Annotated in this window: 22 protein-coding genes; 6 read left to right on the top strand and 16 right to left on the bottom strand. The window is 74.4% G+C overall.

All coding sequences use genetic code 11. The features are described from left to right. Positions 1 to 6: 6 nt before the first annotated feature. From ACFZCF_RS24885 to ACFZCF_RS24870, 4 genes are all read right to left on the bottom strand, one after another. Positions 7 to 1,071 (bottom strand): hypothetical protein, encoded by a 1,065-nt coding sequence (locus ACFZCF_RS24885; protein WP_391288873.1) that lies wholly within the window; start codon positions 1,069 to 1,071, stop codon positions 7 to 9. Positions 1,072 to 1,084: 13 nt separating this feature from the next. Next, on the bottom strand, positions 1,085 to 1,381 hold the full coding sequence (locus tag ACFZCF_RS24880) for a DUF4193 domain-containing protein (protein ID WP_003955561.1): 297 nt from the start codon (positions 1,379 to 1,381) through the stop codon (positions 1,085 to 1,087). Between the two features lie 396 nt (positions 1,382 to 1,777). Next, positions 1,778 to 3,016 carry a sensor histidine kinase gene (locus ACFZCF_RS24875; RefSeq protein WP_388449433.1) on the bottom strand — a complete coding sequence of 413 codons (1,239 nt, stop codon included), beginning with the start codon at positions 3,014 to 3,016 and terminating at the stop codon, positions 1,778 to 1,780. Positions 3,017 to 3,020: 4 nt separating this feature from the next. Further along, a complete protein-coding gene (locus ACFZCF_RS24870; protein ID WP_189955344.1) occupies positions 3,021 to 3,674 on the bottom strand; it encodes a response regulator transcription factor in 654 nt (217 codons plus the stop codon). Positions 3,675 to 4,092: 418 nt separating this feature from the next. Between ACFZCF_RS24870 and ACFZCF_RS24865 the strand changes: the two genes are divergently transcribed. After that, a complete protein-coding gene (locus ACFZCF_RS24865; protein WP_189955346.1) occupies positions 4,093 to 4,275 on the top strand; it encodes a hypothetical protein in 183 nt (60 codons plus the stop codon). A gap of 93 nt (positions 4,276 to 4,368) precedes the next feature. Here ACFZCF_RS24865 and ACFZCF_RS24860 read toward each other — a convergent pair whose 3' ends face one another. Both ACFZCF_RS24860 and ACFZCF_RS24855 read right to left on the bottom strand, forming a co-directional pair. Further along, complete coding sequence (locus ACFZCF_RS24860; RefSeq protein WP_388449434.1) at positions 4,369 to 5,172, bottom strand: inositol monophosphatase family protein; 804 nt, start codon at positions 5,170 to 5,172, stop codon at positions 4,369 to 4,371. Between the two features lie 10 nt (positions 5,173 to 5,182). After that, a complete protein-coding gene (locus ACFZCF_RS24855) occupies positions 5,183 to 6,310 on the bottom strand; it encodes a ferrochelatase (RefSeq protein WP_388449435.1) in 1,128 nt (375 codons plus the stop codon). Positions 6,311 to 6,469: 159 nt separating this feature from the next. Here ACFZCF_RS24855 and ACFZCF_RS24850 point away from each other — a divergent pair, with 159 nt between their 5' ends. Together ACFZCF_RS24850 and ACFZCF_RS24845 are read left to right on the top strand one after the other, a co-directional pair. Next, positions 6,470 to 7,729, top strand: coding sequence for an MFS transporter (locus ACFZCF_RS24850; protein ID WP_388449436.1), 1,260 nt, complete (start codon positions 6,470 to 6,472; stop codon positions 7,727 to 7,729). Beyond that, positions 7,671 to 9,008 (top strand): D-arabinono-1,4-lactone oxidase, encoded by a 1,338-nt coding sequence (locus tag ACFZCF_RS24845; protein WP_391288868.1) that lies wholly within the window; start codon positions 7,671 to 7,673, stop codon positions 9,006 to 9,008. Before ACFZCF_RS24850 ends, ACFZCF_RS24845 begins: the two co-directional genes overlap by 59 nt. Before the next feature lie 7 nt (positions 9,009 to 9,015). Here the strand turns inward: ACFZCF_RS24845 and ACFZCF_RS24840 are convergent, their stop codons facing one another. Continuing rightward, complete coding sequence (locus ACFZCF_RS24840; protein ID WP_391288866.1) at positions 9,016 to 9,987, bottom strand: hypothetical protein; 972 nt, start codon at positions 9,985 to 9,987, stop codon at positions 9,016 to 9,018. 411 nt (positions 9,988 to 10,398) lie between these two features. On the opposite strand from ACFZCF_RS24840, the gene sepH reads away from it, so the two are divergent. Then, on the top strand, positions 10,399 to 11,445 hold the full coding sequence (gene sepH, locus ACFZCF_RS24835) for a septation protein SepH (RefSeq protein WP_391288864.1): 1,047 nt from the start codon (positions 10,399 to 10,401) through the stop codon (positions 11,443 to 11,445). Positions 11,446 to 11,619: 174 nt separating this feature from the next. Here sepH and ACFZCF_RS24830 read toward each other — a convergent pair whose 3' ends face one another. Then, a complete protein-coding gene (locus ACFZCF_RS24830) occupies positions 11,620 to 12,447 on the bottom strand; it encodes a rhodanese-like domain-containing protein (protein ID WP_391288862.1) in 828 nt (275 codons plus the stop codon). Between the two features lie 210 nt (positions 12,448 to 12,657). On the opposite strand from ACFZCF_RS24830, the gene ACFZCF_RS24825 reads away from it, so the two are divergent. After that, complete coding sequence (locus tag ACFZCF_RS24825) at positions 12,658 to 13,380, top strand: VOC family protein (protein ID WP_391288860.1); 723 nt, start codon at positions 12,658 to 12,660, stop codon at positions 13,378 to 13,380. 42 nt (positions 13,381 to 13,422) lie between these two features. Here the strand turns inward: ACFZCF_RS24825 and ACFZCF_RS24820 are convergent, their stop codons facing one another. The 8 genes from ACFZCF_RS24820 to ACFZCF_RS24785 form a co-directional block, all read right to left on the bottom strand. Further along, on the bottom strand, positions 13,423 to 14,772 hold the full coding sequence (locus ACFZCF_RS24820; protein WP_391288857.1) for a polysialyltransferase family glycosyltransferase: 1,350 nt from the start codon (positions 14,770 to 14,772) through the stop codon (positions 13,423 to 13,425). Positions 14,773 to 14,774: 2 nt separating this feature from the next. Then, on the bottom strand, positions 14,775 to 15,740 hold the full coding sequence (locus ACFZCF_RS24815) for a glycosyltransferase family 2 protein (protein ID WP_388449443.1): 966 nt from the start codon (positions 15,738 to 15,740) through the stop codon (positions 14,775 to 14,777). Positions 15,741 to 15,933: 193 nt separating this feature from the next. After that, on the bottom strand, positions 15,934 to 18,558 hold the full coding sequence (locus ACFZCF_RS24810; RefSeq protein ID WP_391288855.1) for a YfhO family protein: 2,625 nt from the start codon (positions 18,556 to 18,558) through the stop codon (positions 15,934 to 15,936). 218 nt (positions 18,559 to 18,776) lie between these two features. After that, the gene (locus ACFZCF_RS24805) at positions 18,777 to 18,935 is read right to left on the bottom strand and encodes a hypothetical protein (RefSeq protein ID WP_391288853.1); all 159 of its coding nucleotides are present in this window, start codon (positions 18,933 to 18,935) and stop codon (positions 18,777 to 18,779) included. 63 nt (positions 18,936 to 18,998) lie between these two features. Further along, entirely contained in the window at positions 18,999 to 19,649 is a 651-nt protein-coding gene (locus tag ACFZCF_RS24800; protein ID WP_388449446.1) for a thymidine kinase, read from the bottom strand. Between the two features lie 79 nt (positions 19,650 to 19,728). Beyond that, complete coding sequence (locus ACFZCF_RS24795; RefSeq protein ID WP_388449447.1) at positions 19,729 to 20,934, bottom strand: alkaline phosphatase family protein; 1,206 nt, start codon at positions 20,932 to 20,934, stop codon at positions 19,729 to 19,731. Then, complete coding sequence (locus ACFZCF_RS24790) at positions 20,934 to 21,533, bottom strand: DUF5998 family protein (protein ID WP_189955404.1); 600 nt, start codon at positions 21,531 to 21,533, stop codon at positions 20,934 to 20,936. Before ACFZCF_RS24790 ends, ACFZCF_RS24795 begins: the two co-directional genes overlap by 1 nt. Positions 21,534 to 21,572: 39 nt before the next feature. Further along, complete coding sequence (locus tag ACFZCF_RS24785) at positions 21,573 to 24,623, bottom strand: GNAT family N-acetyltransferase (protein WP_391288850.1); 3,051 nt, start codon at positions 24,621 to 24,623, stop codon at positions 21,573 to 21,575. Positions 24,624 to 24,826: 203 nt separating this feature from the next. On the opposite strand from ACFZCF_RS24785, the gene ACFZCF_RS24780 reads away from it, so the two are divergent. Further along, a complete protein-coding gene (locus ACFZCF_RS24780) occupies positions 24,827 to 25,108 on the top strand; it encodes an HPr family phosphocarrier protein (protein WP_043227291.1) in 282 nt (93 codons plus the stop codon). Positions 25,109 to 25,216: the final 108 nt, after the last annotated feature.

Genomic DNA, 25,216 nt, shown 5'->3' with positions numbered 1-25,216 from the left:
CACGCCCTAGAAGCCCAGCTCCTTGGGGTTCTCGGGCTGCTCCAGCGGGGGCAGCTCCGCCAGCTTCCCCCAGGGGACCTGGCGGGCTCTGAGGTCCTTGCGGATGTGGCCGGCGAGCTTTCTGGTGTCGCGCCGGTTCATGACCGCTCCGACGGCGGCGCCCACCATGAACGGGGTGAGGTTCGGCAGGTTGCGCACCATGCGCTTCATGATCTGCTGGCGCAGTTCGCGCTTGAGCTGCCCGCCGAGGGCCGCGTTGATCGTCGTGGGCTTGGTGGGGTCGATGCCCCGCTCCTCGGCCCAGGAGGCCAGATAGGCGGCCGAGCGCTGGGGAAGGGTGCCGGGCGGCCGGAGTCCGTAGACCTCGTGGAGCTCGGCGATGAGCTTGAGCTCGATGGCGGCCACGCCGGTGATCTCCGCGGCCAGCTCGGCCGGCATGGCCGGCGGTACGGGGAGCATGGCGGCGGCGCCGATGCCGGCACCGACGGTGGAGCTCGCGTTGGCCGCGCCGGAGACCAGTTTGTCGGCCAGCTCCTCGGGCCCGAGCCCGGGGAACTGCTTGCGCAGGGTCGCGAGGTCGCGGACGGGGACGCGCGGGGCCAGGTCGATCAGCCGGTCGGCCAGATAGCCGATGCCCGCCTTGGCTCCGTCGCCGCTCCGCTTCACGCCCTGCCTGACGCCCTCCACGCCGCGACGGACCGCGTCGATGCGCGAGGCGTCGATCCTCATGCGGTCGATCCGGGTGCGCGCCGGATCGGCCAGTCGCCTGACGGTGCCGCGCTTCCCGCTCCGGCGGTCGTCACGGTCCTTCGTCGCCCCGGGGTCCGCGGACCCTTCGGCGTCCCGCTCGGCGGGGAGCGGTGCCCGGTCCTCTCCGGGGGTCGCGGCGCCTTCGAGCGAGGCCGTGGGGCCCCGCTCGTCGTCCGCCGGACCGAGGGAGGGCAGAGGGGCGGCCCGCCCGGCGTCGGGAGCCTCCTGGGCGCCCTCTGTCGGGCCTGTGCCGCCCTTGTGCGTCCGGGGCTTCACGGGGAGCCTCAGACGCCGCTTCCGGGACGGTGTGTCGCCTGCCACGGCCGCGACCAGCTCAGTCGCAGTCGCGGCAGATCGGCTGGCCGTTCTTCTCGCGCGCCAGCTGGCTGCGGTGGTGCACCAGGAAGCAGCTCATGCAGGTGAACTCGTCGGCCTGCTTGGGCAGGACGCGGACGGCCAGTTCCTCGTTCGAGAGGTCGGCGCCCGGGAGCTCCAGGCCCTCTGCGGCCTCGAACTCGTCGACGTCGACGGTCGAGGTCGACTTGTCGTTCCGACGGGCCTTGAGCTCTTCAAGGCTGTCCGAGTCGACGTCGTCGTCGGTCTTGCGTGGGGTGTCGTAATCCGTTGCCATGTCGCTCTCCCCCTCTGGGTCGTTGCGGGTGTCTCAGCGCACGTAACGCGTGAGAGGTCGGACTTGTGCCCGACCTGAGGCGCAGATTTTGCCTCACATCAAGGTCTGTTACTCAATCGACACCCGTCCCGGGCTCTTCACGAGGGATCGGTACGAGTGGCGAAGCGGACCGTACACGGTCCTCGGTGGGTCCGCGTGGAGCGCCACCCCGTGTACTTTCCGCCGCCGGATGCCCGGGAAACCCGGACTTTTCCGGGTTTTCCCCCGGAATTCACGGTCACGCAGCGCGGTCGATCCCGCACTCGTGCTTGTGATCGATCACACATGACCGTCTCAGGGCGGGACGCGCCGAATTCCGCTCAAAGCGAACAGATCGGGCTTCGTCCCCGCAGTGTGTCAGATCGGCAGAGTGACACGCATCACCAGCCCACCGCCCTCCCGGGGCTCCGCGCTGATCCTCCCGCCGTGCGCCCGGGCCACCGAGCGCGCGATCGACAGTCCGAGCCCGACGCCCTTGTCGCTGCCGGTCCGCTCCTGGCGGAGCCTGCGGAACGGCTCGAAGAGGTTGTCGATCTCGTACGCGGGGACCACGGGTCCCGTGTTGGACACCACGAGCACCGCCTGGCCGTGCTGCGCCTCGGTGGTGACCTCGACCCAGCCGTCCTCGGGAACGTTGTACCGCACGGCGTTCTGAAGCAGGTTCAAGGCGATCCGTTCGAGCAGGACGCCGTTGCCCTGGACGACCACGGGAGCCCGCCGGCCGCGGATCTCCACGCCCTTCGCCTCGGCCTCCGCGTGCACCTGGTCCACGGCCCGCTCGGCGACCTCGGCGAGGTCGACGGGCTTGCGCTCCACGATCTGGTTGTCGCTCCGGGCGAGCAGCAGCAGGCCCTCGACCAGCTGCTCGCTGCGCTCGTTGGTGGCCAGCAGGGTCTTGCCGAGCTGCTGGAGCTCGACCGGCGCCCCGGGGTCGGAGAGGTGGACCTCCAGGAGCGTGCGGTTGATCGCCAGCGGGGTCCTCAGCTCGTGCGAGGCGTTGGCGACGAAGCGCTGCTGGGCGGTGAAGGCCCGCTCCAGGCGCTCCAGCATCTCGTCGAAGGTGTCCGCGAGCTCCTTGAGCTCGTCGTCCGGCCCGTCCAGCTCGATCCGCCGGGCCAGATCGGAACCGGCCACCTGGCGGGCGGTGCGGGTGATCCTGCCGAGCGGCGAGAGCACCCGTCCGGCCATGGCGTAGCCGAAGGCGAAGGCGATCACGCTGAGCCCGAGGAGGGCGAAGAGCGAGCGGCGCAGCAGGTCGTCCAGGGCTTTGTCCTGCTGGTACTTGAGGCAGGCGGAGACGGCCGCGTTGAGCTGCTCGCCGGTGCCCTGGACGGGCAGCTCGCACCAGGAGGTGGTGGGCTGCACCTTGCCGGTGACGACCTTGAACGGCAGCTGGGTGAGGTTGTGGGTGACGGCCTGCGCCGTGAAGACGTAGATGATCGACAGCAGCAGGATCCCCGCGATCAGGAACATGCCGCCGTACAGCAGCGTGAGCCGTATCCGGATGGTCGGCCGGAGCAGCGGTCTCACCGGGTCCCTGGGGTCCCAGGTGGGCTTCGGTGGCGCCTGCGGGTGCGGCGCCGGAGTCGCGGCCACCGGGTCAGATCCGGTAGCCGGAGCCGGGGACGGTGACGATGACGGGCGGCTCGCCCAGCTTGCGCCGCAGGGTCATGACGGTGACGCGGACGACGTTGGTGAACGGGTCGGTGTTCTCGTCCCAGGCCTTCTCCAGGAGCTGCTCCGCGGAGACGACGGCGCCCTCGGAGCGCATCAGCACCTCCAGGACGGCGAACTCCTTGGGGGCGAGCTGGACCTCCCGGCCGTCCCGGAAGACCTCGCGGCGGTTGGGGTCGAGCTTGATGCCGGCGCGCTCCAGGACGGGCGGCAGCGGCACGGAGGTGCGGCGCCCGAGTGCCCGCACGCGCGCGGTGAGCTCGGTGAAGGCGAAGGGCTTGGGCAGATAGTCGTCGGCGCCCAGCTCCAGGCCCTCGACCCGGTCGCTGACGTCGCCGGCGGCGGTGAGCATCAGGACGCGGGTGGGCATCCCCAGCTCGACGATCTTGCGGCAGACGTCGTCGCCGTGGACCAGGGGCAGGTCGCGGTCGAGGACGACGACGTCGTAGTCGTTGACCCCGACGCGCTCCAGGGCGGCGGCGCCGTCGTACACGACGTCGACGGCCATGGCCTCCCGGCGCAGTCCGGTGGCCACCGCATCGGCGAGCAGCTGCTCGTCCTCGACGACGAGTACGCGCACGTCGTTCTTCCTTCCCTCGCGCGCCCCGGTCCGGGCGGACCGGAGGCGGTTCTCGAACACTGACTGTGCGTGTCCATCCTGCCCCGGACGCGCGTAAACCGGCTGTAAGGCGGGGGTGCGGGGGTCGCTCGGGGGTGCGGATGACGGGACGGCGAACGGCGGGGGACGCGCCGGGGTCGGCGCGTGGGCGGGCGGGTGCGTGGCGGGGACTCGCCACGGAGTACGGAGAATTCACCATGAATCCCGGGCCAGTTGAGGTTTCCCCGCGGACGGCGTTGGGGAGGAGGTCTGCACACCCCGCGATCACACCCTGTCTGTGGCACGCCCACGGCTCCTCCGTCCCCCGGGGAGCGTCGCAGAGCGTGATCCATCCATCCTCGGCACACCCCCGTGCCGCCGGACCCACGAGGAGGGGCGCATGGACGCGTTCACCGCAGGACTGCTGCACCGCATCAGGACCACGCAGTCGGACCTCACGCGGGCCCGCGAGACCGGCGACGAGTACCTCGCGGAGGTCGAGCAGGCCGAGCTGGAGGACCTGCACCGACTGGCCGCGGAGCACGGCGTGGAGGTCGCGACGGTCTACGCACAGAGCGCCTGAGCGTCGGCGCTCCTCCGGGAGCGCCGACGGCGATGCCCCGGAGCCTTCGCGGCTCCGGGGCATCGCCGTGTCGGGGCCCCGCCCCGCCCTGTCTCAGTCGTGCCAGGCGCCCAGGCGTTCGAGCAGCTCCTGGAGGGGCCCGAAGAGCCCCTCGGGGGCCGCCACGGCCAGTTCGCCGGACTCGGGCTCCCCCGGACGTCCGCCGGTGCGCGCGCCCGCCTCGCGGGCGATCAGGGCCCCCGCCGCGTGGTCCCAGGGGTTGAGCCCGCGCTCGTAGTACGCGTCGAGCCGGCCGGCCGCCACGTCGCAGAGGTCGATGGCGGCCGAGCCGCCCCGCCGGATGTCGCGGACCATCGGCAGGATCTCCCTGACCACGTCGGCCTGGCGGGCGCGGCGCGTCTGGACGTACCCGAAGCCGGTGCCGAGCAGGGCCTGGTCGAAGGGGGGCGCCGTACGGACCGCGAGCCGGCGGTCGCCGAGGTACGCGCCGCCGCCGCGGACGGCGCGGAAGGTCTCGCCGCGCAGCGGGGCCTCCACGACGCCGACGACGGTCTCGCCCTCGTACTCGGCGGCGATGGAGACGGCCCAGGACGGCAGGCCGTAGAGATAGTTCACCGTGCCGTCGAGCGGGTCGATGACCCAGCGGACGCCGCTGGTGCCGGGGGTGGCGGACCCCTCCTCGCCGAGCAGCCCGTCCTGCGGGCGGTGCTCGGTGAGGAAGCCGGTGATCAGCTTCTCGGCGGCGATGTCCATCTCGGTGACGACGTCGATGGCGCTGGTCTTGGTGGCGGCGACGGCCAGGTCGTCGGGCCGGCCGTCGCGCAGCAGGGCGCCGGCGCGCCGGGCGGCCTCCAGGGCGAGGGCGAGCAGCTCGTCGAGCGGGGGTGCGGAGGTCATGGCCGGCTCCTCAGGCGTAGGGGCTGTCGGCGCCGGCGGCGGCCGGGTGTTCGCCGCGGGCGGGGCAGCAGCCGATGGGGCAGAGGTCGTGAGAGGGGCCGAGGGCGCCGAGGGCGCAGCGTTCGGCGCGGCTGCCGCGTTCGGTGGCGGCGCGTTCCAGGACCAGGTCGCGGACGGCGGCGGCGAAGCGGGGGTCGGCGCCGACGGTGGCGGAGCGGCGGACCGGGAGCCCGAGCTCGGCGGCCTTGGCGGTGGCCTCGGTGTCGAGGTCGTAGAGGACCTCCATGTGGTCGGAGACGAAGCCGATCGGCACCATGACGACGGCGGGGGCGCCGGCGGCGTGCAGCTCCTCCAGGTGGTCGCAGATGTCCGGCTCCAGCCAGGGGATGTGCGGGGCGCCGCTGCGGGACTGGTAGACGAGCCGCCAGGGGTGGTCGGTGCCGGTCCGCTCGCGCACCGCGTCGGCGATGAGCCCGGCGACGTCGAGGTGCTGCTTGACGTAGGCGCCGCCGGGGCCGTGGTCGGCGACGGGGCCGGAGGTGTCGGCGGCGGAGTCGGGGATGGAGTGGGTGGTGAAGGCCAGGTGGGCGCCGTCCCGCACGGCGTCGTCCAGGTCGGCGAGGGAGGCGAGGACGCCCTCGACCATGGGTTCCACGAAGCCGGGGTGGTTGAAGAAGTGGCGGAGCTTGTCGACGCGGGGCAGCGGCAGGCCTTCGGCCTCCAGGGCGGCGAGCGCGTCGGCGAGGTTCTCGCGGTACTGGCGGCAGCCGGAGTAGGAGGCGTAGGCGCTGGTGGTGAGGACGGCGATGTGGCGGCGGCCGTCGTGGACCATGTCGCGGAGGGTGTCGGTCAGGTAGGGGGCCCAGTTGCGGTTGCCCCAGTAGACCGGCAGGCGCAGGCCGGCCCCGTCGAAGTCGGCCCGCAGCGCGTCGAGCAGCGCGCGGTTCTGGCCGTTGATCGGGCTGACGCCGCCGAAGAGGAAGTAGTGCCGGCCCACCTCCTTGAGCCGCTCCTTGGGGATGCCACGGCCGCGCGTCACGTTCTCCAGGAACGGGACGACGTCGTCCGGGCCCTCGGGGCCGCCGAAGGAGAGCAGCAGCAGGGCGTCGTACGGGGCGGGATCGAGCTGATCGGACATGGCACCGATCCTGCCACCCGCGACCGACGGTCCGGGGCGCGGCCCGTCCGGAATTCGGGGGTGACCCGATCGCTTCGAACCCTTAGGCTTTAGACATTAACTACCCGTGTCGACCGCGCCGCGCAGACGGCACGCCGCGTCGCAGAGCCGGAGAACCCCTTGTCCAGTCCCTATCGCGCGATCTTCTCCGCTCCCGGCACCGCCTCGTTCTCCGTCGCCGGGTTCCTCGGCCGGATGCCGCTGTCCATGATGGGCATCGGCATCGTCACGATGATCTCCCAGGTCACCGGCCGGTACGGGCTCGCCGGCGCCCTGTCGGCGACGCTCGCGATGTCCGCCGCCGTGCTCGGCCCCCAGGTCTCCCGGCTCGTCGACCGCCACGGCCAGCGCCGGGTGCTCCGCCCGGTCACCCTGATCTCGATGGCCGCCGCGGCCGGACTGCTGCTCTGCGTGCAGCAGGGGGCGCCGGACTGGACCCTCTTCGCGTTCACGGCCGTGATCGGCGTCGTCCCCAGCGTCGGCGCGATGACCCGGGCCCGCTGGGCGGGCATCTACCGGGGTGACGCGCGCAAGCTCCACACGGCGTACTCGTGGGAGTCGATCGTCGACGAGGTGTGCTTCATCTTCGGCCCGATCATCTCCATCGGCCTGTCGACCACCTGGTTCCCCGAGGCCGGCCCGCTGCTCGCCGGCGTCTTCCTGGCCATCGGCGTCTTCTGGCTGACCTCCCAGCGGGCCACCGAGCCCGAGCCGCACCCGCAGCCCGCCGTCAAGAGCCGCTCGGCGCTCCGCTCCCCCGGCCTCCAGGTCCTCGCCCTGGCCTTCGTGGCGACCGGCGCGATCTTCGGCGCGGTGGACGTGGTGACCGTGGCCTTCGCCGAGGAGCGCGGCCACAAGGCCGCCGCCAGCCTGGTCCTGGCCGTCTACGCGCTCGGTTCCTGCCTGGCCGGCGCGGTCTTCGGGCTGCTGCACCTCAAGGGCGAGCCGTCCCGCCGGTGGCTGCTCGGCGTCTGCGCGATGGCCGTGAGTATGATCCCCCTCCTACTGGCCGGGAACCTGCCGTTGCTGGCCGTGGCGCTCTTTGTCGCGGGCCTCTCCATCGCGCCGACGATGGTGACCACAATGGCCCTCGTCGAGAAGCACGTACCGCACACCCAGCTGACCGAGGGCATGACCTGGACCGGCACCGGCCTCGCGATCGGCGTGGCCCTCGGCTCCTCCGCGGCCGGCTGGGTGGTCGACGCCTCGGGGGCGGAGGCGGCGTACGTGGTGCCCGTCGTCGCGGGCGCGCTCGCGGTCGTGGTGGGGCTCCTCGGCCACCGCCGGCTGCGGACGCCGGCGCCGGAGCGGGAGGGGCGAGATGAGCACGAGGACAGCGGGACCGGGCAGCGCCAGGACGGCGGGCAGCCCGTGGCGTAACTGGGCGGGGAACGTCACCTCCCGGCCGGTCCGGGAGGTGAGCCCGGCCTCCGCCGAGGAGCTGGCCGCCGAGCTCCGCCGGGCCGCCCGGGACGGGCTGCGGGTCAAGACGGTCGGCACCGGCCACTCCTTCACCCCGATCGCCGCCACCGACGGGGTGCTGATCCGCCCCGATCTGCTCACCGGGATCCGGCGGATCGACCGCGCGGCGATGACGGTGACGGTGGAGTCCGGCACGCCGCTGAAGCGGCTCAACGTGGCGCTGGCCCGGGAGGGCCTGTCGCTCACGAACATGGGCGACATCATGGAGCAGACGGTCGCCGGGGCCACCTCGACCGGCACCCACGGCACCGGCCGGGACTCCGCCTCCCTCGCCGCCCAGATACGCGCCCTGGAGCTGGTGACGGCCGACGGCGGGGTCATGACGTGCTCCGAGGAGCGGCACCCCGAGGTGTTCGCGGCGGCCCGGATCGGCCTCGGCGCGCTCGGCGTGGTCAGCGCGATCACCTTCGCCGTGGAGCCGCTCTTCCTGCTGACCGCTCGGGAGGAGCCGATGCGCTTCGACCGCGTGATCGCCGAGTTCGACCAGCTGCACGCGGAGAACGAGCACTTCGAGTTCTACTGGTTCCCCCACACGGACAACTGCAACACCAAGCGCAACAACCGCAGCGCCGGTCCCGCCGCCCCGCTGCCGCGCCTCGGCGGCTGGTTCGAGGACGAGTTCCTCTCCAACGGCGTCTTCCGGGCGGCCTGCGCACTCGGCCGGGCGGTGCCGCCGGCCATCCCCTCGATCGCCCGGGTCTCCAGCCGCGCCCTGTCCGCCCGTACGTACACCGACATCCCGTACAAGGTCTTCACCACCCCGCGCCGGGTCCGCTTCCTGGAGATGGAGTACGCGCTGCCGCGGGAGGCCGCTACGACGGCGCTGCGCGAGCTGAAGGCGATGGTGGAGCGCTCGCCGCTCAAGGTGAGCTTCCCGGTGGAGGTGCGCACCGCGCCCGCCGACGACATCACGCTCTCCACGGCCTCCGGCCGGGAGACGGCCTACATCGCCGTGCACCTCTACCGGGGGACGCCCCACCGCGGGTACTTCACCGCGGTGGAGCGCATCATGACCGCGCACGGCGGCCGGCCGCACTGGGGCAAGGTCCACACCCGGGACGCGGACCGGCTGGCGGCGGCCTATCCGCGCTTCGCCGAGTTCACGGCCCTGCGCGACCGGCTCGATCCGGAGCGCCTCTTCGCCAACGACCATCTGCGGCGGATCCTCGGCGACTGACGGGGGCTCAGCCGGCCGTGCCGTCCCCGGAGGGGGCCGCGGGGGCGGTGGGGGCGGTGCCCCCGGGAACCGGGCCGGTGGCCGGGGGCTCGGTGGGCGCGCTCGGCGACTCGGGCGCCGTGGGCCCGGTGGTCGGCGCGACGGGCTCCCGGGTGGGGGCCGTGCCGCCGTCGGCCGAGCCGGTCGGGTCCGGGACCGGGGCCGTCGTGGCCCCGCCGTCCGGGGTTCCGGTGCCGGTGCCGGGGTCGGAGGTGGCGCCGGTGGACGGGGTGCGCGCGTCCGGCTGGGCGTCGGGGCTCGCGGAGCCGGTCGGCGCGGGCGTCCGGCGCTCGGGCGCGAGCGGTTCGGGGGCGTCCTGCCGGCCCCCGCCGTCGCCGCGGACCACGGAGCCGAAGGTGGTGGTGCCCTGGGTACCGCTGAAGTCCTCGCCGGAGACCAGCTCGTAGGTGGTGATGCCGCCCATGGTGACGCCGAAGACGAGCGCGGCGGCCAGCATCGGGCGTTTCCAGCCACGCAGCCGGGTTCCGTGGAGGGTGGCGGCGCCGAACTCCCCGTCGTACGGCGACGGCGCCGCGGCCCCGGGGAGGGCGCCCGGCATCGGGGTGTGGCGGTCGTCGCGGGGGTCCGCCGGTGCGGGGGACGGGACCTGACGCGCCCTCGGCTTGACGGCGGTCGCGCCCCGCACCTGCTCGCCGGTCCGTTTGAGGAGCTGCTGGAAGAGCGGCCCGCCGCAGGTGGCGATGACGCTGATCACACCGGCGCCGAGGATCGTGCCGTAGACCCCCAGGGTGGAGGCGAGTTTGGCGGCGATCACGGCGGCGAGAGCGCTGCCGGCGACCTGGGGCACGCTCAGGTCGATCTTCCGCGGGGCCGTCTCCCCCGGCTCCGGGGCTCCGTTCCCGGGGGCCGGCGCCCGTATCTCCGGGTCGTCCGTGTCGGTCGGCTGCCTGTGACGCATCTCCACCCTCTGCTTGGTCATCTGTTCCACCGTGCACCCAGAAGGGACATACGGGCGAAGCGAATAGTTCCGTTTCAGGGGGTTCTGTGAAGAGTGCCACGCGGCAGGAAGGGAGACGGCGACTCAACTCCCGCGCACCCCGAGAAGTTGGGCGGCGCGCCGGTCCACCCGAGTGGCCCGAATGGAGTACATTGGCGAACCCTGGGTCCGGACGCCTTCCGGGGCGCCCGGGAACGGAACCGCTACACAGTGTGACCCTCGGTCACTCCGGGTAGTGAACAGGTAACCGTGCCATAACGGCGACTCCGGGTCCACGCCCGACACGCCGGGCAACTCGGCAAGGTAGTGGCAGGCTGCACCCGGGCAGGCCACACTCGACTAGCGGAAGCAGCGACGCACGTGACGTCGGCAGGCACCACCCGGGAGGTCCCCATGCCCGAACTGCGTGTCGTGGCCGTCTCCAACGACGGCACACGACTGGTGCTCAAGGCTGCCGACAGCACGGAGTACACGCTTCCGATCGACGAGCGGCTGCGGGCCGCCGTGCGCAACGACCGCGCGCGCCTCGGCCAGATCGAGATCGAGGTCGAGAGCCACCTCCGCCCCCGGGACATCCAGGCGCGGATACGAGCCGGTGCCTCCGCCGAGGAGGTCGCCCAGCTCGCCGGCATCCCCGTCGACCGCGTCCGCCGGTTCGAGGGCCCCGTCCTCGCCGAGCGCGCCTTCATGGCCGAGCGGGCCCGGAAGACCCCGGTTCGCCGGCCCGGCGAGAACACCGGACCCCAGCTCGGCGAGGCGGTGCAGGAGCGGCTGCTGCTGCGCGGCGCCGACAAGGACACCGTGCAGTGGGACTCCTGGCGGCGCGACGACGGCACCTGGGAGGTGCTGCTCGTCTACCGGGTCGCGGGCGAGGTGCACACCGCCAGCTGGACCTACGACCCGCCGCGCCGGCTCGTCCAGGCCGTGGACGACGAGGCGCGGGCGCTCATCGGCGAGACCGACGACACCCTCGCCGCGCCGGAGCCGAGCTTCCCCTTCGTACCGCGCATCGCCCGGCTGCCCCGGGACCGGCCGCTCGACCGGACTCTGGACCGGCCGCTGGACCGCGCCCTCGACCGGCAGCTCGACCGCGCCCCGCTGACGGCGTCGGCGGAGCCGGAGGACGAGCGGGACTCGCTCACCAGCCTCTTGGAGGCGGTGCCGAGCTTCCGCGGCGACCTGGTGGTGCCGGAGCAGCCCGACGGGCAGCCCTCCGACGAGGTCGAGGCGGAGGAGCCGCCCGCTCCCGCCGCCTCCGCGGGAGCCGGCGCGGCGTACGCCGACGTCCTCATGCCCCGCTCCGTCTCCGGTCACCGCGACCGGCTGCACGGCGCCACCGACCGGCAGGCGGAGGCCGACGGCGTCCGCCCGGGCCGCCGCGCGGCGGTCCCCAGCTGGGACGAGATCGTCTTCGGGACGCGCCGGAAGAAGCAGGAGTAGCCCCGGCACGCACCGGGAAGGGCCCGCGTCGAACGCTCGACGCGGGCCCTTCGGTACGCCTCCGCTACCGCGGGCCTCTCGGACGCCTCCGTTACCGCGGGCCTCTCGGACGCCTCCGCTACTGCCGGCCCTTCCGTGAACCTCCGGTGCCGCGGTCCTTCCCGTACGCCTCCGCTACCGCGGGTCCGGGCCGGTGGCCACCGGGCGGGACGGGTCCGAGGACCACTCCGACCAGGAGCCGGCGTACAGGGCCGCCGGGATGCCGGCCAGCTCCAGGGCCAGCACCTCGTGGGCGCCGGAGACGCCCGAGCCGCAGTAGACGCCGACCTCCTCCGCCTCCACCGCGCCGAGACCGGCGAACCGCTCCCGCAGCGCGTCGGCGGCGAGGAAGAGGCCGTCCGCGGCCACGTTCTCCGTGGTCGGCGCCGAGTGGGCGCCCGGGATGTGACCGCCGACCCGGTCGATCGGCTCCACGTCGCCGCGGTACCGCTCGGCCGCCCGGGCGTCCAGGAGCAGCCCGGAGCGGGCCAGCGCCGCCGCCTCGTCCGCGTCGAGCAACCGCAGCCCGCCCGGCTTCGGAGTGAAGTCGCCCGGCTCCGGTGCCGGCACCGCGGTCGACAGCTCCCCCGGCCAGGCCGCCAGGCCCCCGTCGAGCACCCGCACGTCCTGGTGGCCGGTCCAGCGCAGCAGCCACCAGGCGCGGGCGGCCCCCCAGCCGAGCCCGCCGTCGTAGACCACCACCGGACGGTCCGCGTGGACCCCCGCCCGGCGCATCACCGCCCCGAAGGCCTCCGGGTCGGGCAGCGGATGCCGGCCGCCCTCCCCCGGCGGTCCCGCCAGTTCGGCGTCGAGGTCCACGTAGACCGCGCCGGGCAGGTGGCCGGCTTCGTACGCGGGGCGCCCGGGCGGGCCCCCGAGGGTCCAGCGCACGTCCAGGAGGACCGGCGGCCGGGTTCCCGCCGACTCGCTGGCGAGTTCGCTTGCGGAGATGATGGGCTTCATGGGGCCATCCTCGCGCAGCCATGCCCGCGTCGGGGAGGGACCCGGCGTCCTCCCGGAGGATCGCGCCAGACGGGGTGCGACCGGGGCGCGCCGTGCGCGGCCCGGCGAAGTCACCGGCGGCGGAGCACGGTCACGACCACGTCCGAGGAGAGGGTGACGATGACCGAGGCCGCTCGACGCAGCCCGGGGACACCCTGCTGGGTGAGTCTCATGGTGCACGGGATCCAGGCGACGCAGGACTTCTACCGGGAACTCTTCGGTTGGGAGTTCGTCCCCGGTCCGCAGCAGCTCGGCCCGTACGTGCGGGCGCTCCTCGGCGGCCGCGAAGTGGCCGGCATCGGACAGCTGCCCCCCGACCGCCACCTCGACACCGCCTGGACGACCTATCTGGCCACCGACGACGCCGGGGAGACCGCCGAGTCCATCCGCTGCTGCGGCGGGACCGTGGCGGTCGGCCCGCTGGACGCGGGCGAGGCCGGCCGCCTCGTCATCTGCGCCGACCCGGCGGGCGCGGTCTTCGGGGTCTGGGAGGCGGAGGCCCACCACGGCACCGCGCTCGCGGGCCCGCCCGGGACGCCGGTGTGGAACGAACTGCTCACCTACGAGACGGCCACCGTCGGCAAGTTCTACCGGTCGGTCTTCGGCTACGAGGTCGAGCCGGTCGTCTCGGCGGACTTCGACTACGCCACCCTGCACGTCGACGGGCGCCCGGTCGCCTCGCTGCACGGGGTGGGCGAGGAGCTGGCCCGGGACCGGGGCCCGCACTGGATGACGTACTTCGAGGTCGACGACGCGGACGCGGCCGCCCGGCTCGTGGTGGAGCTGGGCGGCCACGTGCTGCGGCCGCCCCGGGACGGCACCGCCGGACGGCTCGCCCTGGTGGCGGACCCGGAGGGCGCGGTGTTCACCCTCGTGAGGTCACGCTCCCGTTGACGCCGGTACGGCCCCGGGACCGAACCGGCGGCGCGGCGGACCTCAGCGGCGGCCGCGGACCAGGCCCCGGCGGAGCAGCGAGGGCCCGGCCGGGGCGGGCTCGCCGCCGGGCAGGCCGAGCTGGGTGAGGCGTGCCGGGGCGAAGTGGTGGGCGACCGCAGGGTCGGCGTGGTGCGCCGCCAGGTACAGCTCGGTCTCGGCCCGCATGCCGGGGTGGGCCTTGTGCCGCATGCAGTAGCTCACCGCGCGGACGAGCGGCGCGAGTGACGCGGGCGCCGCCCCCGGCACGACGGGCTCCGCGCCGTCCTCCAGATCGGGGACGAGGTGGTCGACCACGGTGAGCGGGATCCGGTTGCTGTTCTCGAAGGGGGTCAGCCGTTCGAGCAGTTCGCCGGTGCCGACCCGGGCGACGGGGACCCCGTAGTAGACGGCGGCCGTGAGCATCGCCGTGGAGAAGCAGCCGACGACGAGCCGCAGCGCGCAGCGCTCGTAGAAGGTCTCCGCGAGCAGCGGCACGTCGAGGACGGTGAGCCGGACCCCGGCCTCCTCGGCGGCTTCGCGCAGCACGGTCGAGTAGCCGGCGGGCGCGGTGGGGTGCGGCTTGAAGACGACGCTGCGGTGGCCGAGTGCGGCGGCGCCCCGGAGCATGCGGACGTGCAGTTCCTCCTCCTCCTCGACGGTGAGGAGGCCGAGCGCGGCGAGGTACTGGCCGAGGAGGAGCGCGGTGGGCGCGGCGGCGACGGCCGCGGCGACGGCCGGGTCCTCGCCCGCGTCGGCGGCGATCTCGGCGAGCACCGCGCGGAAGGCGGCGTCGGGGACCAGGGCCGAGGGGGTGCCGTACTCGGTGAGGAGCATCGGGGTGAGGCCGGGCACGAGGTCGAGGTGGAGCAGCCGGCGGATGCGGCAGGCCAGGGACTGGGCCACGTCCGTGCGGGTGGGTCCGTAGCTCATCAGCCCGTCGGCGTACACCTCGACGGAGCTCTCCGGGAAGCAGGCGCCGAGCGCCTTGGCCGGGTTGACCTGGATGGACTCCACGATCAGCTCGACGCGGGCGGATCCGAGGTCCCAGGCGGTGCGGAGCACCCGCTGCCAGAGCGGGGCCTCCTCCGGGCGGGGGGCCCAGGCGGCCGGGTGGTAGGGGTGGATCGTCTCGTTCCAGTCGAGGACGCCGTCGAAGCGGGCCGCGATCCGCGGGTAGCCGGTCATGGACTCCAGGCGGAGCGCGGTCTCCGGGATCTCGGCGTTGTGCGAGAGCAGCAGGAGGCGGCGGGCGTCGGCGGGGGCTCCGTAGAGTCCGGCGTCGATCGCGGCGGCGACGGTCGCGGCGCCGTAGAGGGTGGAGACCTGGAAGATCTGGACCGTGCCGGCCCCGGTGGCGGTGTCGGTGGTCATGGTCAGACGGTCCTTCCGGTCTCGCGCAGGCTCCGCAGGAGGGTGGCGCGAGGGGTGTCCATGGTGGAGAGGGTCTCTTCGAGGACGTCCTGCGGCATGCGGTGCAGGGCGTCGGCGACGTCGGCGCGCAGCCGCTGGGCGACCTCCGGCTCGTACTTCCCGGCCTTGTTCACATGGAAGGCGATCATGGCGCAGTAGGTGCGGACGGCCTTGGGCAGGAAGCGGTCGGCGTCCCGGTCCCGGGAGACCTCCTCCAGGAGCAGGTCGTAGGAGGGGATGAAGTCCAGCTGGCGGTTGTCGCTGATCTGGGTCAGCGAGGTGGTGACGCCCCGGCGGTAGAAGACGCCGTGCAGGGAGAGGGCGGCGTAGGTGCGGGCCTTGAGGTGGAGGCGCCAGACCCAGAGACGGTCCTCGGCGGTGCGCAGCCGGGTCTCGAAGCGGGACGCGCCGTCCTCGAAGAGGGTGCGGCCGTAGATGCCGAAGGGGACGAAGGGGTAGTCCACCATGGTGATCATGCTGGCCGGGGCGATGCCGTCGCGGGGGTCCATCACGGCGTCGCGGACCTTGGCGGGGGCGTACTTGATGTTCCGCTTGCGGCCCTCGGCGAGGACGTGGTCGGTCCGGGCGAAGTCGCAGCCCAGCCGCTCTATGCCGTCGACGGCGGCCCGGAGGTGGCCGGGGGCGTACCAGTCGTCGCCGTCGAGGAAGGTGAGGTAGTCGCCGGTGGCGGCGTCGATGCCGGTGTTGCGGGCCTGCGCCACGCCGAGGTTGGTCTCGTGGCGGATGACCCTGGCGTTCGGGATGCGGTCCCGCCAGCGGTCGAGGACGTCCGGGGTCTCGTCGGTGGAGCAGTCGTCGATCAGCAGGAACTCGAAGTCCGGGTCCGCGTTCTGGGCGAGGCTGCGCACGGTGTCGGGGGCGTAGGGCCCGACGTTGTGGAAGGGGACGACGACGGAGAGTTTGGGCACGCGGAGAATCCCCACACTGGATCGGAGACGGACGGGGTCGGAGACGGACGGGTCGGAGACGGACGGGACCGTGCGACGGGGCGGGCTTGCGGGAGTGGGCTCACGAGGGCGGGCTTGCGGGAGTGGGCTCACGAGGGCGGGCTTGCGGTGCCGGGGACGGGCCCGGATCTGGATTCCGGGTGTCCTCCGGCTGTCAGGCGCCGGTACGGCGGGCAGCGTAATCGGCGTCCTGAGCACGCGAACGAGCCTCGCGTGGACGGCCGGTGAACTCTTGTCGTCCCTCGCGCGAACCGCCGTCCGGCCCTCGGGCGCGACGCCGGGCGACCAGCGCGGTGCCGGCGAGGGCGAGGAGCGCGGTGGCCCCGGCGGCGGCGCCGAGCCGGACGCCCGGGGGGCGGAAGGAGCAGCCGACCCGGGTCGCGCGGCCGTCCAGGGGGACGGCGAGCAGGCCCCGGTGAGAGCGGGCGGAGACCGGCTCGGCCTCCCCGGCCGCGCAGCGCCAGCCGGTGGTCCGGGGCACGGCGACGACGGCGAGGCCGGTGCTGCCGGGCGGCAGTTCGGCGGTGAGGGTGTGGCCGGTGGTGGTGACGCGGGTGGCGCCGGTGGCGGTGAGCCGGGTGACGGCGGCGGCGAGCCGGGCGCGGTCGAGGCAGCCGACGGACTGGCGTGGCAGGACCGGCTTCCGCGCGGGCACGAGCCGGATGCGCACCTCGCCGCCGGCCGGGACGGTACCGAGGGCGCGCATCGGGGCGCGGGTGGCGGGCGGGCGGCCGTCGTAGTCGGCGGGCGCGCCGTCGGCGAGGGCGGCGGTGCCCTCGTACTCGGGCGCCCAGAACCAGACCTCGGCGCCGGCCGGGCAGCGGGCGGTGAGCGTGGTGCCGGTGCGGCGCACGGCGGGCAGCGCGTACACGGAGGCGCCGAGGAGCAGTTCCTGGTTGCGGAAGGCGGAGTCCGCCGGGTCGACGACGGCCGGCCGGCCCGGGTGGACGGTGACGAGCGGCGGTACGGCGGTGGTCGTGGCGGTCGCGGTGCCGCGGGGCGCGGCGTCCTGGCGCACCGGCTCGGCGGCCGCGGAGCGGATCCGGGTGCCGATCGAGAAGATCGCGTCGGTGACGGGGTTGTCGAGGGTCTCGGGGTGCCGGCCCTTGGCGTAGTGGCCGAAGCCGAGGGAGTCGAGGGTGCGGGAGGTGTTCTCGGTGGTGAGGCTGGAGTACGTGTCGGCGCCCTCGCCGCCGAGGAGGAGGGGTTCGTTGCCGCCGGGCAGCGGGCCGGGGTCGGTGCGGTGCGCGGGCCAGGCGTCCGCGCGGGCCACCTCGGCGCCCACGGCCCGCTGCCAGCCGCCGATCCGGGGCGCCCAGGCCACGTCGGCGCGCTGCTGCCGCTCGATCCGCGCCCCGCTGACGGCCGCCTCGCCCGCCTGCGCGGCGAGCAGGAGGGCGGCGGCGACGGCGGCGAGTGCGGGTGTCCGTGCGCGGCCGCGGAGCAGGAGCGGCGCGGCGAGGGCGGCGAGCAGGAGGGCGGCGCCGGCGGTGGGGTGGCTCCAGGCGTCGATGTCGGTGCTGGTGCGGGCGGCGAGGGCGAGCGCCCCGAGGAGGGTGGCGGCGCCGAGCAGGGCGGCCGGACGGGGCACGCCGGGGGCGCCGGAGAGCCAGGCGGCGATCAGGAGCAGGCCGCAGAGGACGAAGGTCTGGCGGTACGGGTTGCCGTTGGGTGAGGCGCCGGCGTGCCAGAGGAGGTGGGTGGGCCCCCACTGGAGGGAGAGCGTGACGAGGACGACCGCCGCCGTCCAGCCGTACCGGACGCGCGGGGCGACGGCCCGGTTGAACGGCAGCGTGAGCGCGAGGAGGAGCGCGGGCGTGCCGATGAAGAGCGCCGGCGTGCCCACGTTGGCGGTGGCGGGCAGGAAGCGGCCGAACAGCTCGGTCCAGGCGGCGGGCGCGAAGACGGTCTCGGGCGTCGGGTCCGCGTACTTCGTGCCGCTGAAGACGACGAGGACGAGCGGCGCGGCGAGCCCGACGCCGAGGCCGACGGTCCACACGGACCGGAGCAGCGCGGCGAGACGCGCCCGGGCGCCGGTGGTGTCGGCGGTGAGGAGCCGCACGGCGAGGAAGAGCGCGGCACCGAGGGTGGCCATGTAGGCGGTGTAGAAGTTGGCGGTCCAGGCGACGGCGACGACCAGCGGCCCGAGCACCGGCCGCCGTCCCGCCCGTGCCCACTCGGCCACGAGGCAGAGCAGCGGGAAGGCGATGAGCCCGTCCAGCCACATCGGCACGGAGGCGCCGTGGTTGAAGGTCCAGCCCGAGAGCGCGTACGCGGCTCCGAGGAGGGCGGCGAGCGGCCAGGGGCCGCCGTCCCGCCCGTCCGCCGGGCGGAGCCGGATCAGCAGCGCGGCCATCGCCGCCCCCGCCGCGGTGATCTTGAGCGCGGTGATGACGTACAGCGCGAGCTCCGGCCGGTCGGCCGGGAAGACCACGACGAGCAGGGAGAACGGACTGCTCAGATACGTGCCGATGTCGCCGAGGAAGCCCGCGCCGAAGCCGGAGTTCCAGTTGAGGAAGGCGTCGCCGTGGGTGTCGCCGAGCAGGAAGGCACGCCAGTAGGCGTGGTACGGCAGGTACTGCTGGCCCAGGTCGACGACGTTCCGGGTGTACGGCCCGAGGGGATGGCTGCGGGCGAGCGCGGTGGCCAGGACGAAGACGGCCGCCGTGAGCAGTCCGGCGCCGGCGGGGGCGAGCAGCAGCGGGTTCCGGACCCGGCGGGGACCGCCCCGCGCCGCCTCCCGGTCAGGGGCGGGCGCGGGTGTGGCGGCGGGTGGCACGGGTCCTCCAGGGAGCACGGGGCTCTCGTCGATCACCCGCGGCGAACGCACGGCGGGACGAACCCATTACTCCTGGTTCGGGCGACCCGAAGCGGATCACCCGGCGATCTCCCGGCGGCTCACGGGTGAACACCTGGTGTCGCCTCCACCGCCGGGAGGGGTGCCGGCCGCGCGCGCTCCGCCGTCCCGCCGGAGAGGCCGGCGGGACGGCGGGTGGATCAGAGGACGTGGTCGAACGCGGGCCGGCCGGTCAGGACGGGGCTGGCGACGCGGGGGCCGAAGGGCTTCCGGTAGTCACCCGTCCCGGCGTAGTTCCGGTCGCGGGCGACGAAGTCGGCGGGACGAGGTTCCTTCCGAGAAGTCGGCGCGCGGCGCATGGATACCGGTGCCGCTCCCTGAGACCCCCGTCCTGGCCGGAAGGTTGTACAGGAAGGCGAAATTCAGGCCGGGGTCACCGGCAGCACGTCCGGCGACAGCGCCGCCGCGCGGGCGCTCGCGCTCGTCATCCGGCGGCGGTGGTGGCGGCGGCACAGCACCTCGTATCCGACGACCTCCGCGGCGGTGTTCACGTCGCCGACGACGACCTGCTCGCCCTCGACGACCATGTGGCCGTCGACGGTCCGGGCGTTGTGGGTGGCGCGGGCGCCGCACCAGCAGAGCGCCTCCACCTGGAGCTGCTCGATCCGGTCGGCGAGCTCGATCAGCCGCTGCGAACCGGGGAAGAGCTTGGTGCGGAAGTCGGTGGTGATGCCGAAGGCGTACACGTCGAGGCCGAGGTCGTCGACGATCCTGGCGAGCTGGTCGATCTGGACCGGCGCGAGGAACTGCGCCTCGTCGACGATCACGTAGTCGGCCTTGCCGCCCTGGGAGAGCTGGTCGACGAGGTACCCGTACAGGTCGAGGCCGTCCGGCGCCTCGACGGCCTCGGTCACCAGGCCGAGCCGCGAGGACAGCTTCCCGGCGCCCGCCCGGTCGTCCCGCGTGAAGATCACGCCCTGGAGCCCGCGCGCGTCGCGGTTGTGCGCGATCTGGAGCGCGAGGGTGCTCTTTCCGCAGTCCATCGTTCCGGAGAAGAACACCAGCTCGGGCATGACGGGTCGCAGACCTTTCGGGTCGGAGGGGCGGGAGGCCGGGAAGGATGGGAAGTCGGGAAGGGCAGGGCGGAAGGGGTCAGGACCGGACTTCGAGCAGCGGCACGAACTGCTCGGCGGGGGTCATCGACCCGTGCATGCCGGTCATCCGGGTCTCCAGCGGTTCGCCCACGGACGCGACGAGGGCCACGTCGTCGTGGGCCGCGGCGACGACGTCGCCGATCCGGCCGTACACCCGCTCGTCGACCGTGTCGCCGAACCAGCCGAGGGCGATGGCCTCGTCGCGGCCCGCCACCCAGAACTGCTCGCCGAGGACCTCGCGCCAGCAGGTGAGGACGTCGGCCTCGGCGCCGGGGACGGCGTAGACGTGCCGCGCGCGGCCCTCGCCGCCGAGGAGGGCGACGCCGGCGCGCAGCTCCCAGTCCTCGTCGACGTCGATCCGGTGCTCCTCGTCGAAGGGCACGTCGACCATGCCGTGGTCCGCGGTGACGTACAGCGCCGAGCGGGCGGGCAGCTGCTCGGCGAGCCGCTGGACCAGCCGGTCGACGAGCATGAGCTGGCCGCGCCAGGCGTCGGAGGAGAGGCCGAAGCGGTGCCCGGCGCCGTCGAGTTCGCTGTAGTACGTGTAGACCAGCGAGCGGTCCCCGCCGGCCAGCTGCTCGGCGGCGAGGTCCATCCGCTCCTCGCCGGAGAGGCGGCCGTGGAAGGTGCCGCCGCTGAGCGCGATCTGGGTCAGCGGGGTCTGCTCGAAGATCGGGGAGGACACCTGCGCGGTGTGGATCCCGGCCTCGTGCGCCCGCTGGAAGACGGTCGGGTACGGCTGCCAGGCCTTCGGCGGGGTCCAGGGGCGCCACTTGAGCTGGTTCATCAGCTCGTCGGTCTCCGGGTTGCGCACCATGTAGCCGCCGAGGCCGTGGGCGCCGGGGGCGAGACCGGTGCCGACGGAGGCGAGCGAGGTCGCGGTGGTGGCGGGGAAGCCGGAGGTCAGCGGCCGGCCGGTGCCGCCGCGCGAGGAGGCGAGCAGCGAGGTCAGGTACGGGGCCTCGTCCGGGTGGGCCTTGATCTGCTCCCAGCCGAGCCCGTCGACGAGGAAGACGCAGACGCGGTCGGCGGGGGTCAGCTCGGCGATCCGCGCGTCGAAGCCGGGCACTCCCTGGCCGGCGACGAGGGTGGGCAGCAGGTCGGCGAGGGAGCCGGAGCCGTACTCGGGCACCGGAGCGGTCCCGGGCGCGAGCGGAACCGGATCGTCCGGCCAGCCGTGGGAGACGGAGGTCGGCTGCGCCATCAGCGGCCGGCCGTCGGCGCGGTGTCGGCGGTGGCCTCGGAGAGGGCCTGGGCGAAGGTGAGCGTCTGCCGCACGGTGTCCGGGCCGTCCCCGGCCTCGCTGACGCGCAGGCTGAGGTCGTCCGCGGTGGCGTTGCCGGTGTAGCCGTGGTCGGCGTCGCAGTTCGGGTCGCCGCAGGCCGCGGGCTCCAGGTCGATCCGGGAGACGGCGCCCCAGCCGATCGTGAGGACGACCTCGCGGGGCACGGAGCCCGGGGTGTACGACTCCGGGTTGGCGACGACCCGGCTGACCACGACCGAGGAGATCCGGTCCAGCTTCACGGACTCGGTGGACGTGGTGGCGTACGGGCTCGGCGAGCTGTTGTCGGCCGCCTGCTCGTCGGTGTGGCTGACGATGAACCGGCTCGGCGTCAGCACGAGGACGGTGACGTGGCGCCGGACCTCGTTGGCATCGAAGGTGGTCTCCTGGTGGACCACGTACGACGCCACGTCCTCGCCGCCGACGGCGGCCTCCACCGCCTCGGACACGAGGGCCGGGTAGTAGCCACTGCGCTCGATCGCCGCGCGCAGCCCCTGGGTCGTCGTACCGCTCTTCACCATGGACTCCATCCTACGGGGCCGCGGGCCCCCTCCGACCCTTCAGTAGCTGGGCAGGCGGCGGGGGCCGAGGTCGGTGGTGGGGGCGGGCGGGGCGAGCCGGACCGCGGCGCCGAGCACGGAGACGCCGGTCGGGCCGACGACCGCGGGTTCGAGCACGACGGAGACGATCTCCGGATGGTCGTCGACCAGCCGGGAGACCCGGAGCAGCAGTTCCTCCAGGGCGGGGGTGTCGACGGGGGCCGAGCCCCGCCAGCCGAAGAGCAGCGGGGCGGTGCGGATGGAGCGGACCAGCTCGGCGGCGTCCTGGTCGGTGGCGGGGACGAGGCGGTGGGCGGTGTCGCCGAGGAGATCGGAGGCGGCGCCGGCGAGCCCGAAGGAGAGGACGGCGCCGACGGCGGGGTCGATCGCGGCGCGGATGACGGTGTCCACGCCGCGGGGGGCCATCGCCTGGACGACCGGCTGGAGCTCCTCGGGCTTGCCGAGGGCCTCGGTCAGCTCGGCGTAGGCGGTCCGCAGCTGCTGCTCGGTCGCCAGGTCGAGCCGGACGCCGCCGAGGTCGGGGCGGTGGCGCAGGTGGGGGGCGGTGGTCTTGAGGGCCACCGGGTAGCCGAGCACGGCGGCGGCCGCGACGGCCGCGTCGGGGCCGGGCGCGGGCAGCGTGGGGCGGAGCGCGATCCCGTACCGGCCGAGCAGTGCGCCGGTCTCCTCGGCGGTGAGGCCGACGCCCCGGGACTCCTGCCCGGCGCCGCGCTCGCGGAGCACCCGGTCGATGAACGCGGCGGCGCCGGACTCGTCGATGGAGTCGTACTCCGGTACGCGTCCCGGGTCGGCGGCCTGCCGCCGCCACTGCGCGTACCGCACCGCCTCGGCGAGGGCGCGGACGGCCCGCTCGGCGGCGGGGTAGGCGGGGATGTTCCGGGCGGGGCCGTCCGGGCCGGCGGCCTCGGACCCGTCCTGCGGCGCGTGGGGGTCCTGCGGCGCCTGTGCTGCCTGTGAGGCATGTGACGTCTGTGACGTGTCTGACCCCTGAGTGCTCTGGATGCTCTGGGAGCTCGGGGCGCTCTGCGCCGCCCGAGCGTCCTGCGTCCGCCCGCTCTCCGGTGGTGCGGATGCCGCCGTGCGGCGGCGGGTGAGGGCGGGGCGGGTGCTGGTGGCGGCGGAGAGGGCCTCCGCGAGGCCGCCCATCTCGACGTGGACGACGACGACCGGCTTCGCGGCGCCCGCGGCCCCGCTGCCCGCGACGGCCTCGCGGAGGGAGGCGGCCAAGACCTCGGTGGTGCCCTCGATGCCGACCCACGGGATCGCGGTGACGACGACCGCGTCGCAGGAGTCGTCGGCGAGCGCGGCGGCGAGCGCGTCCCGGAAGTCGGCGGGCGTGGCGCCGGTCGTCAGGTCGAGGGGCCGCTGCGGGCGCAGCCCCTCGGTGAGGCAGGCGTCGTACGCGAGGAGGCCGAGGGACTCGGAGTTGCCGAGGATCGCGACGCGCGGGCCGGCCGGCAGGGGCTGCCCGGCGAGCAGCACCCCGGCGTCGACGAGTTCGGTGACGGTGTCGACGCGGATGACGCCGGCCTGGCGGAGCAGCGCGGAGACCGTGGCGTGCGGGATGCGGGTGACGGGGACGCGGTGGCCGGGCGGGGCGCTGCCGCTGTGCCGGGCGCCCTTGACGACGACGACGGGCTTGACGGCGGCGGTGCGGCGGGCGAGCCGGGCGAACTTGCGGGGGTTGCCGAGGGACTCCAGGTAGAGGAGGACGACGTCGGTCGCCGGGTCGTCGTACCAGTGCTGGAGGACGTCGTTGCCGGAGACGTCCGCGCGGTTGCCGGCGGAGATGAAGGAGGAGAGGCCGGCGCCGCGCCGGTGCAGCCGGGCGAGGAGGGCGACGCCGATGGCGCCGGACTGGGTGAAGAGGCCGATGCGGCCGGCGGCGGGCAGTTCGGGGGCGAGGGAGGCGTTGAGCCGCACGTCCTCGGCGGTGTCGATGATGCCGAAGGCGTTGGGGCCGATGATCCGCATGCCGTACGAGCGGGCCTGGCGGACCAGGGCCCGCTGCCGCTCGCGGCCCTCGGGGCCGCCGCTCTCGGCGTAGCCGGCGGAGAGGACGACGAGGCCGCGCACGCCGTGTTCGCCGCAGTCGGCGACGACCTCCGGGACGCGCTCGGCGGGGACGGCGACGATCGCGAGGTCGACGGGGGCTCCGACGGCGCCGACGGAGGGGAAGGCGGGCACGCCGTCGAGCTCGGCGGGCCCGTCCGCGCCGAGCGCGGGGTTGACCGCGTACACCTGCCCGGTGAAGCCGCCGGCGACCACGTTCCGCAGCACGGTCCTGCCGACCCCGCCGGGGGCGCGTCCGGCGCCGACCACCGCGACCGAGCGGGGGGCGAGGAGCCGCTGGACGGAGCGGGCCTCGGCGCGCTGTTCGCGGGCGCGCTGGACGGCGAGGGAGCGGTCGGTCGGTTCGAGGTCGAGGTGGAGGCGGACAGAGCCGTCCTCGAAGCTGCGCTTCTGGGTGTAGCCGGCGTCCGTGAACACCTTGATCATCTTGGTGTTGGCGGGCAGCACCTCGGCGGCGAAGCGCCGGATGCCGCGCTCGCGTGCGACGGCCGCGATGTGTTCGAGGAGCGCGGAGGCGACGCCGCGTCCCTGGTGGGCGTCCTGGACGAGGAAGGCGACCTCGGCCTCGTCGGCGGGGAAGGAGGCGGGGCGACCGAGGTCGTTGATCCGGTCGTAGCGGACGGTGGCGATGAAGTCGTCGCCGACGGTGGCGGCGAGGCCGACCCGGTCGACGAAGTCGTGGTGGGTGAAGCGGTGGACGTCCTTGGCGGAGAGCCGGGGGTAGGGGGCGAAGAAGCGGTAGTACTTCGACTCGTCCGAGACCTGCTCGTAGAAGCTGACCAGCCGGTCGGCGTCGTCGGCGGTGATGGGCCGGATGCGCGCGGTGCCGCCGTCCCTGAGGACGACGTCGGCCTCCCAGTGGTCGGGGTAGGCGTGCTCCTCCGGCGCCGGGCCGCCGCCCGGCGCCCCGCCCGCGACCGCGGCCCCGCCGCCTCCGGCCCCGCCCGGTCCGTCCGTCTGCTCCGACGCGCTGCGCATGGGCAAAGCCTACGGCCGGGGTCCGACACCGGCACCGTCCGCGCGCCCACTCCCTGGCGGTACACGGCTCGCGCGGCCTCCCGGCCCCGTGCAAGGTGAGAGGGCCGGACGTCCCACGGAGGCGGGACCGCCCCGACAGGAGCACGCCGCAACCCGTGAGAGACTGGTCTAGACAACCCGCTGAAGACCTGAAGGGCAACACCATGGCTGAGCGCCGCGTCAACGTCGGCTGGGCCGAGGGCCTGCACGCCCGCCCCGCCTCCATCTTCGTCCGTGCCGCCACGGCCTCCGGTGTCCCGGTGACCATCGCCAAGGCCGACGGCAACCCGGTCAACGCCGCGTCGATGCTCGCGGTCCTCGGCCTGGGCGCGCAGGGCGGCGAGGAGATCGTGCTCGCCTCGGACGCCGAGGGTGCCGAGGCCGCGCTCGAGCGCCTCGCCAAGCTCGTCGCCGAGGGCCTCGACGAGCTCCCCGAGACGGTCTGACCCCGGCGGGTCGCTCCACGCTCCTCCCCCGACGGCCGCGTCCCCGGAATTTCCCGGGCGGACGCGGCCGTCCGGCATTTCCGGGACAGCGGAATTGCCTTTTCGGAG

This window comes from Streptomyces sp. NPDC007945 (genome assembly GCF_042958885.1).
Taxonomy (GTDB): domain Bacteria; phylum Actinomycetota; class Actinomycetes; order Streptomycetales; family Streptomycetaceae; genus Streptomyces.
Note: the sequence above shows the minus strand (reverse complement) of the source record. Positions and strands in the feature narration are given on the sequence as shown.

Bases quoted from the DNA above. Each gene is read 5' to 3' on its own strand.
- ACFZCF_RS24880 (WP_003955561.1), bottom strand. From the start codon at position 1,381: ATGGCAACGGATTACGACACCCCACGCAAGACCGACGACGACGTCGAC.
- ACFZCF_RS24865 (WP_189955346.1), top strand. From the start codon at position 4,093: ATGGACGCGTTCACCGCAGGACTGCTGCACCGCATCAGGACCACGCAG.
- ACFZCF_RS24860 (WP_388449434.1), bottom strand. From the start codon at position 5,172: ATGACCTCCGCACCCCCGCTCGACGAGCTGCTCGCCCTCGCCCTGGAG.
- ACFZCF_RS24855 (WP_388449435.1), bottom strand. From the start codon at position 6,310: ATGTCCGATCAGCTCGATCCCGCCCCGTACGACGCCCTGCTGCTGCTC.
- ACFZCF_RS24845 (WP_391288868.1), top strand. From the start codon at position 7,671: ATGAGCACGAGGACAGCGGGACCGGGCAGCGCCAGGACGGCGGGCAGC.
- ACFZCF_RS24840 (WP_391288866.1), bottom strand. From the start codon at position 9,987: ATGACCAAGCAGAGGGTGGAGATGCGTCACAGGCAGCCGACCGACACG.
- sepH (WP_391288864.1), top strand. From the start codon at position 10,399: ATGCCCGAACTGCGTGTCGTGGCCGTCTCCAACGACGGCACACGACTG.
- ACFZCF_RS24830 (WP_391288862.1), bottom strand. From the start codon at position 12,447: ATGAAGCCCATCATCTCCGCAAGCGAACTCGCCAGCGAGTCGGCGGGA.
- ACFZCF_RS24825 (WP_391288860.1), top strand. From the start codon at position 12,658: ATGGTGCACGGGATCCAGGCGACGCAGGACTTCTACCGGGAACTCTTC.
- ACFZCF_RS24820 (WP_391288857.1), bottom strand. From the start codon at position 14,772: ATGACCACCGACACCGCCACCGGGGCCGGCACGGTCCAGATCTTCCAG.
- ACFZCF_RS24805 (WP_391288853.1), bottom strand. From the start codon at position 18,935: ATGCGCCGCGCGCCGACTTCTCGGAAGGAACCTCGTCCCGCCGACTTC.
- ACFZCF_RS24800 (WP_388449446.1), bottom strand. From the start codon at position 19,649: ATGCCCGAGCTGGTGTTCTTCTCCGGAACGATGGACTGCGGAAAGAGC.
- ACFZCF_RS24795 (WP_388449447.1), bottom strand. From the start codon at position 20,934: ATGGCGCAGCCGACCTCCGTCTCCCACGGCTGGCCGGACGATCCGGTT.
- ACFZCF_RS24790 (WP_189955404.1), bottom strand. From the start codon at position 21,533: ATGGTGAAGAGCGGTACGACGACCCAGGGGCTGCGCGCGGCGATCGAG.
- ACFZCF_RS24785 (WP_391288850.1), bottom strand. From the start codon at position 24,623: ATGCGCAGCGCGTCGGAGCAGACGGACGGACCGGGCGGGGCCGGAGGC.
- ACFZCF_RS24780 (WP_043227291.1), top strand. From the start codon at position 24,827: ATGGCTGAGCGCCGCGTCAACGTCGGCTGGGCCGAGGGCCTGCACGCC.